This is a genomic window from Lysinibacillus sp. NPDC048646, from assembly GCF_050272295.1.
Taxonomy (GTDB): domain Bacteria; phylum Bacillota; class Bacilli; order Bacillales_A; family Planococcaceae; genus Lysinibacillus.
Genome location: NZ_JBNNLZ010000009.1, coordinates 1 through 15710 on the forward strand (window position 1 = coordinate 1; position 15710 = coordinate 15710).

A 15710-nucleotide genomic window follows, 5' to 3' on the forward strand; every position below is an offset into this window, starting at 1 on the left:
CTCGTTTTTCAAGCTCTTTATCTAGTTCATGGAGAAGGATATTACTAAGTAGTGGACTCAATGGGCCACCTTGTGGCGTGCCTTCTTGGCTATGTGCTACGATGCCATTTGCCATAGTACCAGCGTTGAGAAACTTACGAATTAACTTTAAAGTTGGCTTATCCTTAATATATCCTGCAACTAGGGACATCAGTTTATCGTGTTGAACACGGTCAAAGAATTTTTCAAGGTCCATGTCGACCACGAATTTGTAGCCTTCGTCCATATAAGATTGCGCTTGTGTAATTGCTTGATGGGCACTTTTATTTGGGCGAAAACCATAACTATAGTCACTGAAAATTGGGTCGATGATTGGTGTTAAGATTTGAACAACTGCTTGTTGAATAACGCGGTCTGTTACAGTTGGAATCCCCAATTTTCTCGTATCACCATTTCCTTTCGGAATTTCTACCCGTCTTACTGGTTGCGGTGTATATTGCCCTGTTTGGATTTGGCGAGTAATCTTTTCTTTATTTTCTTTTAAGTATTGGCGTGTTGCCTCTATATCTTTCGCATCGACCCCGGCAGCACCTTTATTTCTACGTACCTTCTTAAAAGCTTCATTTAGATTATCTCGGTCTGTTATTAAATAAATTAGTCCATTTGAATCCATATGTTCTCATGGTATAGGTATGCATATGGACAGTTCCACTCTTTTCGTTGCGCGATTCACGTTCTGCGTTTCAAGGCAGCGGAAAGTCTTACGATTGGCTGTGTCTTCACTGTCATATAATGTGCCCTTCCATGTTCACTCCTTTCGTTCAGCCCTTCCCATTACTGGTACTATGGCTTCTGCTGACTTCTGATGATTCAGCTATCTATCGCTAAATAGGTTCTGTTTCCAGGTGTTCATCAGATCTCCCGGGGTAAGTCCATCCACTTTCACCTCATCTATCCGCCACATTTATTACACTGACTTCCGTGGATATTTTGGATTTTGATTTGTTTGGCAATCTCGTCCAGTCAGAGCAACCTCGAATGTGATTCGTGTACCTCGGACCAAGGTTTTGCCGCCTGCTTCCTTCAGATTCCGCGTCGCCACGGACACCCTTGCACTTGGCTAGTGGTTCGCATATCCCAACGCCCACAGTGAACTTTCATCACCTAGTTGACGGACATGCCCGGCACACCAAAAAAAGTCAATTGCATATTGCAATCGACTCCTTATCATTATTGACTTACTTCTCTTGCCTTATCTTTGCGATAGAAAATTTCCTCATAAATGACTGTCATCATAAAGGCATTCATAAATGCAACAACTAAAAATAAAGGCATGCCGCCAAGCTCAGGTTGTGTAAGCTCTTTACTAAATACCATGACTGCACCAATTTGCGCGAGGAAGAAAATAAACCCAACCCCCACCTGCCAAATAGGGCGCTGTACTTTACGTTTCTCGTACCAAAACATTTTTTTAAACGCCTTGCGTACATCTTCTGCAATAATTAAACCAAATAAAAACAAAACCACAAAAAATATCGGTATATAATAAACACTTTTCGTCATCCATGCAAAATCTGTTAGTCGGAAGAAAAGTGTAAACAACGATGCCATACTACAAGCTATTCCTAAATTTTGGAGCCACGTGCTAATTTGTAATTTCACAGCCATTACCCCCATTTATCATTTCTAAACATCATAATTTTATCAGAAAATAGCATTATATGAAACACCTAATTATGAATTTCTTAGAACAAAAAAGTGGAAATCTCGTACTTTAATAGTACGTAATTTCCACTTTCACAAATCCCTGCAAGGATTACTTAATTATTGTATATAGCCAGATAATAGTTTTGCATATGGTGAAGTGGATGGCAAAATAATGACCGTATCTTCACCGACAGTTTTCTTATACGATTCTAGCGTACGATACAAGGAATAGAACTCAGGATCTTTCGAGAACGAACTATTATAAATTTTCGCAGCCCCGGCTTCACCCTCCGCTTGAATTAACGATGCTTCTTTATTTGCCGTTGCAAGCATTTCCTGCACTTGACGATCTGTTTGTGCTTCAATTCGGCGTTTTTCAGCATCGCCTTCTGATAGATACTTTTGTGCAATTGATTCACGATCCGAAATCATATTGGTGAACACCGACTGCTCATTTTCAGTTGGTAAATCGATACGACGAATACGTACATCCACTACTTCAATTCCATATTTATCGTTTAAAAGCAACTCATTGACACGTTTAGTTACTTGGTCATTTATACTCCCACGTGAAGAATTTTCATCATTAATAATCTCCGCATAAGTAATCCGTCCAAGCTCTGCACGAATAACAGAATAAATAAATTCTTCCATACGTGATTCAACTTTTTCAATCGTACCAGCATTTGAAATTAATAACTTTGGATCTGTAATACGCCACACTGCATAATTATCAATGATAATTCGCTTTTTATCCTTTGTGTTAATCTCTTCTTCTGAAATTTCATACGTCAATTGGTTTTTGGGTAATTTAGTCACACTTTGAATAAACGGCATTTTCATATTTAATCCAGGCTCACGCTCAAATTTCACCACTTCTCCAAACTGTCGAACAACGGCATATTCAGATTCTTTTACAATATAAATATTCGTAAGCAAAATAATTGCGACTGCAAAAACAACTGTTATTGTGACAGCAATAGATATATATTTTTTGGGGTTCATCGGGCTCTTATTAGACATTTTCACGACATTGTCGCCATCACTAGGAGCGGTATTTTTCGTTTTACCAGATAAAAAACTTAGAAATTTATCAAGGTCCTTATTTTTTTGATCCATTAGTTACCGCTCCCCTCTTTTTTCTCTTTTGTCTCTGTAGTCGTTTGCTTTTCTGTTGGTTGCAACGCTTGTAAAGGTAAATACTTCATTGTACTGCCATCATCATTCATAATATAAAGTTGTGCTTTCGGTAGGACGTTTTCAAGTGTTTCTAATACTAAACGTTCACGTGTAATTTGTTGATTGCCTTTATACTGATCATACATTTTATTGAAGACTGCCACATCTCCTTGGGCCTGCTCAATACGTGCTGTTTTTGTACCTTGGGCCTTTGAAATAATAGCATCTTTTTCACCTTCTGCCTCATTAGTGCGCTTGTTCATATATTTTTCTGCTTCATTTATTTTTGTATTTTTCATCTCACGTGCATCTGTAACTGCAGTAAATGCTGCTCGCACATCTTTGTTAGGTAATTCGACATCCTGTAATTTCACCCCTAAAACACTGATACCAATATCGTATTTTTCAATAAGAGTAACAAGTAAATCTCGAGTGTTTGCTTCGATGTCCGCTTTTCCTTCCGTTAACGCAGCATCAATTGAGGAGCTTCCGATAATTGAACGAATCGCGCTTGATGTAGCGCTATGTAGGATTGCTTCTGGATCTTGTGAGTTGAATAAAAACTTATTCGGTTCTGTAATTTTCCATTGTACAACAAGATCTGTTAAGACAATGTTTTCATCCCCAGTAATCATTTTCGTTTCAGCATCATAGGCCTCTAACTCACCCTCTTTGTTTTGCTTATAACCAAATTGTAAGCTAAATGTTTCTTTCGATAATATTTCAACGGATTGTACGGGCCAAGGTAGTTTAAAGTGTAAACCAGGGTTTGTAACCATATCATCAGCACGACCAAATGTAATAACAACTGCTTGTTCTGATTCATCTACTGTGTACCACGATGTAAATACAGCGATCAGTGCCACAATCCCGAAAATTCCAAGTCCCACCATCATTAGTGTCTTTTTCACACTCATGTCTGTTCCTCCCTTTTACTTAGTACTATTGTATACGAGAAAACTTACAAAAAGTTTCAAGAAAATAATATTTATTGGGCATTTTACACGGTTATCTAAATCAAAATATCCTGTCACCAATTAAGGCAACATGATATTCATAACAAGTTGTTCAAATAGAGGGAAAAACGTTGTTGATAGAATTATGCTCATTAATGCCGCAACAACCATGGCAAGACTCGCAAAAGTACCTTCAAGCTCACCAAACTCAAATGCTTTTGAAGTACCTGTACCATGCGCCCCCATACCAAGCATTAAACCTTTTGCGGACGGTGTTCGAAAATGACTTAAGCGAATGATGATTGGCGCAAGTAAGCTACCAAGAATACCCGTTGTCATAACGAAAACAGCCGTGAGTGTAGGCGAACCACCTATCATATTTGAAATATCCATTGCGATGGGTGTTGTGACAGAACGTGGTACTAAGCTATGCACTAGTTCGTCATTTAATCCAACCACTAATGCGATGAAAAATGATGAGATAATCGCAACAGCCGACCCAACGGCAATACTCAGAAAAATTTCAAATGCATGTTTTTTTAGAAGCGAGAAATTTTTATAAATCGGTACAGCAAAGGCAATTGTCGCCGGTCCAAGTATGTTCGTTAAAATATTGGCACCTGCATTATAGGATTCATAGGAAGTTCCTGTTAGCAGCAAAACAACAATGATGACTATCGGTGTTATAAGCATTGGTGTTAGCCATTCTTTTTTAAATTTTTGATAGAATACTTTGCAAGTGTAAAAAATTGCAATAGTACCTAGTAAACTTATTACTGCAATCAACATACTCATGCAGCATCACCCTTCTTTCGTGGCTCTAACCATTGTGCTGTATAACCCGTCACTAGCATGACGACAATGGCACTCACTACGATCACAAGGACGACCTTCATGCCCTGAATACCAAACAATGCGTCATAATCGATAACACCGATTGCAGATGGAATGAAAAACAATAATAATTCACTCAGTAATAATCCTGCTCCTAACTCAATCCATTCAAGTTTTATGATATGAAACTGTAAAAGTAAAAACAATAATACTAGACCTATTATGCTCCCTGGAATCGGCAAGTGAAGTATACGTGCAATACTATTTCCGACAAATAATAGTATATAAAGATAGCCAATTTGCACGAGACTTTTGGCGATTTTCATGGTTAACCTTCTCTCAATCTTTTTATGCTACTATACTTTACACCTATTTTGCGTAAGAGTAAAACACAAAAAGAATCCATCTCCAAAAAACTTTGGAAATAGATTCTTTTTGTGGTGTAGCAACAACCATAAAGTGAAACTTCAATCAGTGGGGGTTTTCTTCATCCCCCACAATAAATAGAGGAACACAAGCTAAAACCCTCACATCCTGTGAAAAAGTTTGTGTGACCAACATCCTGTTGCTGCCGCTTCGCTTTCGCACATAAAACATCCTGTCGCTGCCGCTGCGCTTTTGCACATAAAACATTTGTTGCCCCGAACCAATCGGGCTTTTACGGTTGATCGAACACCTAGTTGACTCGTTGTCATCTTTCAACTTGAATTGGGCGTCTTGTACCTGACGCTTCGCTTTCGGAACAGATAAATTACTGACCGTTCATGCGGGATAAAACATCTATGCATGCGCATACACGTTTATCAAGCAACTTTTCGTCTTATCAAACTATATGGGGGGGTTTCTACAAATTAGTATAGCCCCTTAATGTGAATCTTAAATATGGCTATTGTAAAGAATTCGTTAATTTTTTAGGAATCATGACAATCATTTTTGTACCGACGCCAACTTCACTTTCCACCTGAATACGCCCATGATGAGCCTCCACTAGATGCTTTACAATAGCAAGTCCTAAGCCTGTTCCGCCAGAATTCCGACTTCGTGCACGATCCACACGATAAAAACGTTCAAAGACACGAGCAATTTCATGCTTTTCAATACCGATACCTTCATCCTCGATTTCAAGAATGCCGTACGTTTCATCTTCCTTCAAACGAATTGTCACAGTTGTATTTTCTGGTGAATACGTTATCGCATTGGTAATTAAATTCATGACAATCTGTATAATACGATTGGCGTCTCCCATTACCTCTACATCTCGAGCAATATCAACGTTAAAGCTCATATTTTTTTCATCCAAACGCGGGCTAGTTAGCTCCGCTCCTCGTATGAGCACATCTTGCAAATTCATTGACATAATATTAACGGTAAAACCATGTTGTTCAATCTTCGATAGCTCTAGTAAATCTTGAATGAGCATTTGGAGACGATTACTTTCTTTGTGAATAATTTCTAAAAAAGACAGCAGCATCTTCTCATCCTTATAAGCACCGTCCAGCAATGTCTCTGAAAAACCTTTAATAGATGTAATGGGCGTACGAAGTTCATGCGATACATTCGCGACAAAGTCTTTACGTATTTGCTCTAAACGTACAAGCTCGGTAATATCATGCATAACAATCACAACACCTAGCCATCGTCCGTGATCGCCAATCACGGGCGCACCATATACTTCTTTATTATATAACTCTAGTTGGACTTCCATCTTAATTTGCTGACGATAGGGCATTTCTGTTAAAAACACATGATCGATAAATTGCTCTAATGATTTCGGCAAGCCAATTGTACGAAAAACCTTTCCTTGTACGTCTTCAAGTTCCATGCCAAAGCGCTCTAAAAATACACGATTGACAATCGAGATATTCCCTTCGCGCCCGATCATCATGAGCGAGCTTCCCATATTTTCAATTAAAGTTTTAAGCCTTTCCTCTTCTACCTCACGTATCGTTGTAATATCCTGCAAATTGCGCGCCAATATATTGATGGAATGACTAAGTGGCATCGTGCGTTCCTGCTCATTTTCATGGGCACGTGCTCGATAATTCCCTTTTGCAAGCTCAAGTGCCGTTTCTGTCACATTATCAATAGGTGCGGTGAAATTGTAAATCATATAGCGACTAACAACTGCTATTAAACTAATGGATATTAAAAATAATATCGCGAGTACTATATAGAGACGCGCATGTAGATAGGATAGTAGCGAATCATTTTTTTCAATTGTTTGGACCGCGAATAACGCCTCTTTGTCGTCAGTAGTTAGTGTTATCTGTCTTTCCTCTAATACTTTAACTGTCGCTTCTTGAATATGTGGTCTCGCCCGTTCATTGTATTGCTCTATATAAACAGGAAAAAGCTGACCTATAACAATAATTAGGACAGCTAGTATTGTTCCGAGCAATAGCATGAATGTCAAGAATAAGCGGTTGCTCATTGATTTCATGATGATTTCGGCTCCTCAAATTTATAGCCAAGACCACGAATCGTTTTAATAAAAATTGGCTTACGGCTATTTTCTTCGATTTTATCGCGCAGGTGACTTATATGCACATCCACAATACGAGTATCGCCTGCAAAATCATATTTCCATACGGCACTTAATAATTGATCACGTGTTAATACGCGGTTTTTGTTTTCAAGTAAATAAATAAGAAGCTCAAATTCCTTTGGTGTAAATTCAAGTGCTTCATCTTGTAAAAATACCTCAAAACGTTCTGGATATACACGGAGTTGACCAAATTCATACATTTTTTCTAGCGGTTCAATTTTATCCTCAGCTACGACATTTTGTGTAAAACGTCGTAATACTGCCTTCACACGTGCTAAAACCTCACGTGGGCTAAAGGGCTTCGTCATATAATCATCCGCACCAAGTTCCAAACCCAACACCTTATCGAATTCATCATCTTTTGCCGTTAGCATAATAATTGGTGTATTCATGCGATGCTGTCTAATGTGCTTACATACTTCCATACCATCTAGCTTTGGAAGCATTAAATCTAATAGCATTAAATCAGGCTGTAGCTCAATAGCCTTATCTAGACCTTCTTGACCATCTGCTGCTGTTTCAACTACATAGCCAGCCTGCTCTAAATTATATTTTAATAATGTTGCAATTGAGAATTCGTCTTCTACAACTAAAATTGTCTTTGTCATGTATAATGCCTCCGTTAGTGATTTGAAACCCCCATTTCAAATCTACAAGACGTTTACTATAACGCAAGTGGCGGCGTTACCAGTAATGTACCTTCAATCACAAGTTGCTTTTGCTCATTATATGAGTTCACTGAAACCGTAATTGTATTTTGTACTTTATTGACTGCTGTTACCTCTAATAACGTATCAAATAATTCATAATGATAGAGTGGACCTAAGTATTTTATATGCTGTTCAATAATTCGTGCACCTGGTCCAGGGATATACTTCGACACAGCTGACGTAATGATGCCATTTAACATACTTGTGGGAACAATGGGCTTTTTAAATGGTGTCATTGCTGCATAATCATGTTGAATATAGAGCGGATTGCTATCATTTGTAAGCCCTAAATAAAGCAATAAATCTTTATCCTCTAATTTTTCAGTAATATGAATTTTCTCGCCAATCGTGATTTCATCTATAGTGAGACCAAGCTTACTGTTCTTTTGAAGCAAAGATACGCCAACCCCTTTTCTATCATACTACCTTCATAGTATCAATTTTATTCTAAAAGTACAATAAAAAGCAGAATAACCATTTCATAAATATGCATACTATGCACTAAGGACTTAAATATAGGTAAAACGAAAAGTATCCCATCAGCAAATAAACCTTAACCATAGACTCTATACTAGTTAATTTACACAATAATAAAATCGAGTAGGAATGATTCCCACCCGATTTCATAAACTTTTTATTAAGCTAAAACTTCCATAACTGCTTTGACAGCTTCTGCAGAGTTATCTAATGCCGCTTTTTCTTTGTCAGTTAACTCAAGTTCATAGATTTTTTCGATACCGTCTGCTCCTAAAAGTGTCGGTACACCTAAGTAAATATCGTTGTAGCCATATTCGCCTTCAAGTAGAGCAATAGATGGAAGAATACGTTTTTGGTCTTTAAGGATCGCCTCAGCCATTTCAATAAGTGCAGCAGCTGGAGCGTAATATGCAGAACCGTTACCCAGTAGGTTTACGATTTCAGCACCACCGTTACGCGTACGGTCAACAATTTCTTCTAAACGTTCAGGAGCGATTAAAGTTTCGAGTGGAATACCACCAGCGAAAGAGTAGCGAGTAAGTGGTACCATTGTATCACCATGTCCGCCTAATACGAATCCAGTGATATCTTTAACAGAAATGTTAAGTTCTTCTGCAATGAACGAACGGAAACGAGCTGTATCTAGTACACCAGATTGACCGATTACACGGTTTTTTGGGAATCCAGTTTCTTTGTACACAGTGTAAGTCATAGCATCAACTGGGTTTGTTAGTACGAGAATAGTTGCATTCGGTGAGTGAGCAGCAATTTCTTTAGAAACAGTTTTCATAACGCCTTGGTTGATTTGAACTAAGTCATCACGGCTCATTCCTGGTTTACGAGCAACACCCGCAGTGATGATTACTACATCAGAATCAGCAGTATCTGCATAGTCAGAAGTACCTTTAACATAAGAATCGAAACCTTGAATTGGAGCAGCTTCCCACATATCTAAAGCTTTACCTTTTGTTGGGTTTTCAGCTTGAGGGATGTCTACTAATACTACATCACCAAGTTCTTTTTGAGCTGCTAAAAATGCTGCAGTAGCGCCAGTGAATCCGCCACCGATTACTGAGATTTTTTTACGTTTCAAAGACATTTGAATACGCTCCTTTGATTTGGGTTTTATGTTAAAAAAAAAGGGAGGAGAATAACTCTCTCTCCCTTGATTAAACAAGTTCGTAAATACTTCATTTAAATAAAGTCGATAGTAATTTACACAAACACATCTCGACAGATTTTACATTCATCACAAATAATTTTTTGCAACTAAAGTCGGGAAAATTATAGGTTTTTGATTAACTCGTCAGCGAACTCAGAACACTTCACTTCTGTAGCGCCATCCATTAGACGTGCGAAGTCATAAGTTACAACTTTAGAAGAGATTGTTTTTTCAACTGATGCTGTAATGCTATCAGCTGCTTCTTGCCATCCTAAGTGTTCAAGCATTAATACGCCTGAAAGTAATACTGAAGATGGGTTTACTTTATCTAAGCCAGCATATTTTGGAGCTGTACCATGAGTAGCTTCGAAGATTGCGTGACCAGTTACGTAGTTAATGTTCGCACCTGGAGCAATACCGATACCACCAACTTGTGCAGCTAATGCATCAGAAATATAGTCACCATTTAAGTTCATTGTAGCTACTACATCAAACTCTTTTGGACGAGTTAAGATTTGTTGTAAGAAGATGTCAGCGATAGAATCTTTAACTAAGATTTTACCAGCTGCTAAAGCATCAGTTTGTGCTTTGTTTGCTGCTTCTTCACCTTGTTCAGCTTTGATTGCATCGTATTGATTCCAAGTGAAAGTGTTATCAGCAAATTCAGTTTCAGCTAATTCATAACCCCATTTTTTGAATCCACCTTCAGTGAATTTCATGATGTTCCCTTTGTGAACTAATGTTACAGATGGGCGGTTATGTTTAATAGCATATTCGATAGCAGAACGTACTAAACGCTCAGTACCTTCTTTAGATACAGGTTTTACACCGATACCAGAAGTTTCTGGGAAGCGGATTTGGTTTACACCAAATTCAGTTTGTAGGAAGTTGATGATTTTTTGAGCTTGTTCAGAGCCTGATTCGAATTCGATACCAGCGTAGATGTCTTCTGTGTTTTCGCGGAAGATAACCATTTCAACGTCTTCTGGACGTTTAACTGGAGAAGGTACTCCGTCAAAGTGACGTACAGGACGTAAGCAAACATATAGATCAAGTTGTTGACGTAATGCAACGTTTAGTGAGCGGATACCGCCACCGATTGGAGTAGTAAGAGGACCTTTGATTGCGATTAGGTATTCGTTAATTTTGTCTAAAGTTTCTTGTGGTAACCATTCACCAGTTTGGTTGAATGCTTTTTCACCTGCTAAAACTTCTAACCATTCGATTTTCTTTTCACCGTTATAAGCTTTTTCAACAGCTGCGTCGATCACGCGAGATGCTGCAGCCCAAATATCTGGACCGATTCCATCACCTTCGATGAATGGGATTACCGGATTGTTTGGTACATTAAGTACGCCATTTTCAACTACAATTTTGTTTGACATTATTGTTGCCTCCTAAATTCATAATCATAGGACTGTGTTAAAAGTAACACAGTCCCAAATATTCTAGCATATTTTCCAAATTAGCGCTCGCTGATTGGAACATATTTTTGCATGCCTGGTCCAACATACTCTGCACGTGGACGGATCAGGCGGTTGTTTGCATACTGTTCAAGAATATGTGCTACCCAACCAGAAGTACGTGATACTGCAAAAATTGGTGTGAATAGGTCATGATCGATGCCTAAAGAATCATACACTGACGCAGAGAAGAAGTCTACGTTTGCAGGTAATTTCTTTTGTTCAACAATCATGTCATGGATTTTAACTGACATTTCATAAAGCTCTGGTTTACCAGTTAGTTCAGTTAATTTTTGTGACATTACACGTAGGTGTGGTGCACGCGGGTCGCCTTTACGGTATACACGGTGACCGAAGCCCATGATTTTTTCTTTGTTATCTAATTTACTTTGAATATAAGATTCAACGTTTTCAAGTGAACCGATTTCAGATAACATTTTCATAACTTGTTCGTTCGCACCACCATGAAGTGGTCCTTTTAATGCGCCAATAGCTGCAGTAACACCTGAATAAACGTCTGATAATGTAGCTACACATACGCGTGCTGTGAATGTAGAAGCATTTAATTCATGATCAGCATGTAATACTAATGCTTTATCGAATGCTTCAACTTCGATTGCTGCTGGATCTTCACCTTTTAACATGTATAAGAAGTTCGCTGCATAACCTAGTTCTGGTTTTGGTGCAACTGGCTCTAAGCCTTTACGAACACGTGCAAACGCAGTTACTACTGTAGCAATTTTAGCTTGTAGACGGATAGCTTTACGGTAGTTAGCTTCTGGATCCATTACATCCGCTTCTTCATCGAATACACCAAGTAAAGATACTGCAGTACGTAGTGCAGCCATTGGATGTACAGTTGAAAGTGGGTATGTTTTGAATTGGTCTACAATTGCTTGTGGAATAGACATGTTGTCTGCTAATTGTTGTTTTAACTCAGCAAGCTCGTCCGCTTTTGGTAAACGAGTATGCCATAGTAGATAAATTACCTCTTCAAATGATGCGTTATCTGCTAAATCATCAATGTTGTAACCAACATATGTAAGTGTGTCATCGATAATTGAACTGATTTTAGATTCCGCTGCTACGATACCTTCTAAACCTTTTGTTGCTGACATAAATTATCGCTCCCTCATACTTTTATTTTTTGTTGTAAATGCATTGTAAATCGTTAGCATTTACGGTTTTTGCTCATATGAACCATTAAGTAAATCGCTTACATTGCTATTATAATCATTTTTGACAGCTTTGTGAATGAAAAACCTTCAAATAAAGAAAAAGGCGCCCGAGCGACTATATAGACGTTCCAAAGAGATTTTTTTGTATTTTTTTACATTATTTTTTTATTTGAATCGGGGTGAATTTGTAAAAATGAGGAATATTAAGTATTTTTCATACGAAAGAACCATAAATGTTCTATTATTTATTTTTTATCTGTTAATTCTTTGGTTCGTATTACCTGTATCACTTGCGATATTTTTATCTTTTTCTACGTATCCTATCATAAAATTTCTCCATTCTTATTGTAAAATCGCATATTGGCTCGCAGCAATGATCGTAGAAATACTAATACTTTCTTGTTTCTTTCTCCTCATAGTTATATCAATTAACAGCATCATACTTATCTTCCCTGAAATAAGAGATACACTTCAAAATTTCCAATTATTCACTGAATATGAGTCCATGTTTATACAAATTGTACAGGAAAAATCATTGACAATTTTTGATTCTATCCTCGTTTACACAGCAAATTTATTGCAATTATTCATGAAGCATGTAATTGAAGTGTTTATTTTCCTTATTGCTTACTATTTTGCGCTACTGGAAACACGTAAATCCCGCTACTGGTTTTTTCAATACGTCCCGAAGAAATTTCGCAACGAGTGGCAGTCACATTTTTCAAAAATCATGCAACTCTTTCATTACTTTATATTTGTAGAATTTCAGTTATTCACCATTACACTCTTCATACTTTGTGCAGGTTTTATGATTTTTCAATTCGAACAAGCCATTATTAAAGCATTTATTGTTGCATTCGCAGATGTGCTACCATTCTTCGGTATTGGAGTCTTCCTTGTACCCATGAGTATTTACTTTTATTTCAATGGCAATACTTTTTTATGTGTAGCGATTTTACTTTTATATTTATTTGTTCAATTAACAAGGCAGCTAGCTGATTCCATGCTCTGGTCCAATACACTTCAATTACGTACATTTCATACTTTTTTCATCAGTGCTGCATCAATTTTATTATTTGGCTTTTACGGAATTTTACTCAGCCCTATATTTTTATTTTTAGCCGTTAAACTTAAAGAAAAATCTATTTTTGAACGATGATAAACTGACCGTTTTTCATTTTTTTACGGATCCAATAAAATACGATTGGCTGGAATAACTTTCTCGAAAAAGGCATAAGTAATAACAAACCAATGACATCAGTTAAAAACCCTGGTAATGCTAACAGCACACCGCCACTAAAATTCAACAACGCATTTATCAAAGCAGGTCCGGGCGCTTCTCCCCGAGCTATCGTATTTTTTACTTTTTGTACAGAATTCATACCTTTATTTTTTGCTACATAAACGCCTATAATACTCGTTGCCACAATGAGCAATAAAGTATTCAACACGCCTATATTTTGACCAATCACTATTATTAACGCCAATTCGGCTAAAGCATACACAATGAAACCAAGAAAAATCTTTCGCATATTTTTCTCCTTTCTATATGAAAAGGCTATACCTTTTATACGTTATTATAGCCCAATAAGTTTCATATAAAAAATAATGAGCCTAAATTTTAAGTAAAAGCTCAAAATATTGTGTAATTTTAGGTAACAGTTGCTATAGGTGTAAACAATATTTACCCCCTATAATTAAACTTGAAACAACAAAGCGCTAGTACAGTTATGTACTAGCGCTTTGTTGTTAGCTATTAAAGAACACTTGCATGCCCCTTATAAATGACACCTGTTTCTGCGTCCATTGTTATTTCTTGATCGTGGCGGATTAATGTTGTTGCTTCTTTAACTCCAACAATAACTGGAATTCCAAGGCTCAACCCAACAACAGCTGCATGACTTGTAAGTCCACCTTCCTCCGTAATAAGGCCGATACAATTTTCAAGTGCCGGCATCATATCACGATCCGAACCAACCGTTACTATAATACAACCTTCCGTATCATAAGCAAGTGCTTCTGCTGCATTTTTTGCAACAACAGTTTTGCCAATTACAGAAGTTTTACCAATACCTTGTCCACGAGCGAGTAAATCGCCAATAATGTGTACTTTCATTAAGTTTGTTGTACCTGCTTCACCCACTGGTACACCAGCTGTAATAACAACTGCATCACCATGCGTTACATAACCATGCTTTAAGCTTTCATCCACAGCAAGCTCTAAAATTTCATCTGTCGTTGTAACACGTTGACATACAACTGGATATACACCCCAAACAAGTGTTAAAGTATTCGCTGTATTTACAGAACCTGTTACTGCTACAATCGGCACACCTGGTCGATATTTTGCAATCATTCGAGCAGTATTACCACTTTCAGTTGGTGCAAGCACTGCTCTTACGCCTAAGTTAATCGAAGTATAAGCAACAGCCTGTGAAATCGCCTCTGTCATATTTGCTTCTTTTTCACGACTTCGTGTGGATACGATTGCCTTATAATCTAATGAATGTTCTGTACGTTCAGCGATTTTATTCATTGTTTGTACAGATTCAACTGGATAAAGCCCCGCAGCCGTTTCACCTGATAGCATAATGGCGTCTGTTCCATCAATAATGGCATTCGCAACATCACTTGCCTCAGCACGTGTTGGGCGTGGGTTACGTTGCATCGAATCTAACATTTGTGTTGCTGTAATGACAGGTTTACCGACTTGGTTACATTTTAAAATTAATTTCTTTTGTACAAGTGGAACTTCTTCAGCAGGAATTTCAACTCCAAGATCACCACGTGCTACCATTAACCCGTCGGATACTAAGATGATTTCGTCGATATTATCGACACCTTCCTGGTTTTCGATTTTCGGGATAATTTGAATATGGCCACCACCGTTTTGCTCAAGCAACTCTCGGATTTCTAAAACATCCTTTGCTCTACGTACGAATGAAGCAGCAATGAAATCGACACCTTGCTTAATGCCGAATAAAATATCTTGTGCGTCTTTTTCGGTAATTCCAGGAAGCTGTACAGAAACGCCTGGAACATTAACACCTTTTTTATTTTTTAAGATACCGGCATTTTCTACAATCGTGTGAATCAGGCCATTTTCTATATCTGTTGCTAATACACGTAATTGGATTAATCCATCATCTAATAAAATAATTGAGTTTTGTTCAACATCTTCAATTAATCGGTCATAAGTAACAGAGAAACTTGCCTCTGTACCTTCAACCTCAGTCATTGAAATATCAATAACTTGACCTGTTTTTAGATGTACTTCGCCATTTTGCATGTTATGCGTACGAATTTCAGGTCCTTTTGTATCGAGTAAAACACCGACCGGTTTTCCTAACTTCTCCGCTACTTCACGTATTAAATTGATGCGCACTTCATGTTCTTCATGTGTGCCATGTGAAAAATTTAAGCGGGCTACGTTCATACCTGCCTCAATCAATTTTTCTAAAGTTTCTGGTGATTCACTTGCTGGTCCAATTGTACATACGATTTTTGTTTTTCTCATTAT

15 protein-coding genes are annotated in these 15710 nt (G+C 37.7%); 1 reads left to right on the forward strand and 14 read right to left on the reverse strand.

The window, feature by feature from the left end; translation table 11 throughout:
- The 12 genes from ACQKII_RS11660 to citZ all read right to left on the reverse strand — a co-directional run.
- Positions 1-652 (reverse strand): reverse transcriptase domain-containing protein (locus ACQKII_RS11660; RefSeq protein ID WP_427459384.1); only part of this gene is annotated, 652 nt, incomplete at its 3' end.
- Positions 653-1209: 557 nt separating this feature from the next.
- A complete protein-coding gene (locus ACQKII_RS11665; RefSeq protein WP_427459386.1) occupies positions 1210-1647 on the reverse strand; it encodes a DNA polymerase I in 438 nt (145 codons plus the stop codon).
- A 156-nt stretch (positions 1648-1803) separates the two neighbouring features.
- Complete coding sequence (gene hflC, locus ACQKII_RS11670; protein ID WP_427459388.1) at positions 1804-2805, reverse strand: protease modulator HflC; 1002 nt, start codon at positions 2803-2805, stop codon at positions 1804-1806.
- Positions 2805-3782 (reverse strand): FtsH protease activity modulator HflK, encoded by a 978-nt coding sequence (gene hflK, locus ACQKII_RS11675; protein WP_427459390.1) that lies wholly within the window; start codon positions 3780-3782, stop codon positions 2805-2807. Before hflK ends, hflC begins: the two co-directional genes overlap by 1 nt.
- 120 nt (positions 3783-3902) lie before the next feature.
- On the reverse strand, positions 3903-4616 hold the full coding sequence (locus tag ACQKII_RS11680) for an LrgB family protein (RefSeq protein ID WP_427459392.1): 714 nt from the start codon (positions 4614-4616) through the stop codon (positions 3903-3905).
- Entirely contained in the window at positions 4613-4981 is a 369-nt protein-coding gene (locus tag ACQKII_RS11685) for a CidA/LrgA family holin-like protein (protein WP_427459394.1), read from the reverse strand. The genes ACQKII_RS11680 and ACQKII_RS11685 overlap by 4 nt, the downstream gene beginning before the upstream one ends.
- Before the next feature lie 560 nt (positions 4982-5541).
- Positions 5542-7095 carry a two-component system histidine kinase PnpS gene (gene pnpS, locus ACQKII_RS11690; RefSeq protein ID WP_427459396.1) on the reverse strand — a complete coding sequence of 518 codons (1554 nt, stop codon included), beginning with the start codon at positions 7093-7095 and terminating at the stop codon, positions 5542-5544.
- Positions 7092-7808, reverse strand: coding sequence for a response regulator (locus ACQKII_RS11695; RefSeq protein ID WP_427459398.1), 717 nt, complete (start codon positions 7806-7808; stop codon positions 7092-7094). Before ACQKII_RS11695 ends, pnpS begins: the two co-directional genes overlap by 4 nt.
- Before the next feature lie 56 nt (positions 7809-7864).
- Positions 7865-8305, reverse strand: coding sequence for a MaoC/PaaZ C-terminal domain-containing protein (locus ACQKII_RS11700; protein WP_427459400.1), 441 nt, complete (start codon positions 8303-8305; stop codon positions 7865-7867).
- A 242-nt stretch (positions 8306-8547) separates the two neighbouring features.
- On the reverse strand, positions 8548-9486 hold the full coding sequence (gene mdh / locus ACQKII_RS11705) for a malate dehydrogenase (protein ID WP_143995770.1): 939 nt from the start codon (positions 9484-9486) through the stop codon (positions 8548-8550).
- 185 nt (positions 9487-9671) lie between these two features.
- Positions 9672-10934 (reverse strand): NADP-dependent isocitrate dehydrogenase, encoded by a 1263-nt coding sequence (gene icd, locus ACQKII_RS11710; protein WP_427459402.1) that lies wholly within the window; start codon positions 10932-10934, stop codon positions 9672-9674.
- A gap of 80 nt (positions 10935-11014) precedes the next feature.
- Positions 11015-12130 carry a citrate synthase gene (gene citZ / locus ACQKII_RS11715; RefSeq protein ID WP_427459404.1) on the reverse strand — a complete coding sequence of 372 codons (1116 nt, stop codon included), beginning with the start codon at positions 12128-12130 and terminating at the stop codon, positions 11015-11017.
- A gap of 253 nt (positions 12131-12383) precedes the next feature.
- Between citZ and ACQKII_RS11720 the strand changes: the two genes are divergently transcribed.
- Complete coding sequence (locus ACQKII_RS11720; protein ID WP_427459406.1) at positions 12384-13349, forward strand: AI-2E family transporter; 966 nt, start codon at positions 12384-12386, stop codon at positions 13347-13349.
- Here ACQKII_RS11720 and ACQKII_RS11725 read toward each other — a convergent pair.
- Together ACQKII_RS11725 and pyk are read right to left on the reverse strand one after the other, a co-directional pair.
- Positions 13333-13722 carry an FxsA family protein gene (locus ACQKII_RS11725; protein ID WP_143995774.1) on the reverse strand — a complete coding sequence of 130 codons (390 nt, stop codon included), beginning with the start codon at positions 13720-13722 and terminating at the stop codon, positions 13333-13335. The two genes, ACQKII_RS11720 and ACQKII_RS11725, sit on opposite strands and share 17 nt — an antisense overlap.
- A gap of 224 nt (positions 13723-13946) precedes the next feature.
- Positions 13947-15707 (reverse strand): pyruvate kinase, encoded by a 1761-nt coding sequence (gene pyk / locus ACQKII_RS11730; RefSeq protein ID WP_427459408.1) that lies wholly within the window; start codon positions 15705-15707, stop codon positions 13947-13949.
- Between the last annotated feature and the right edge of the window lie 3 nt (positions 15708-15710).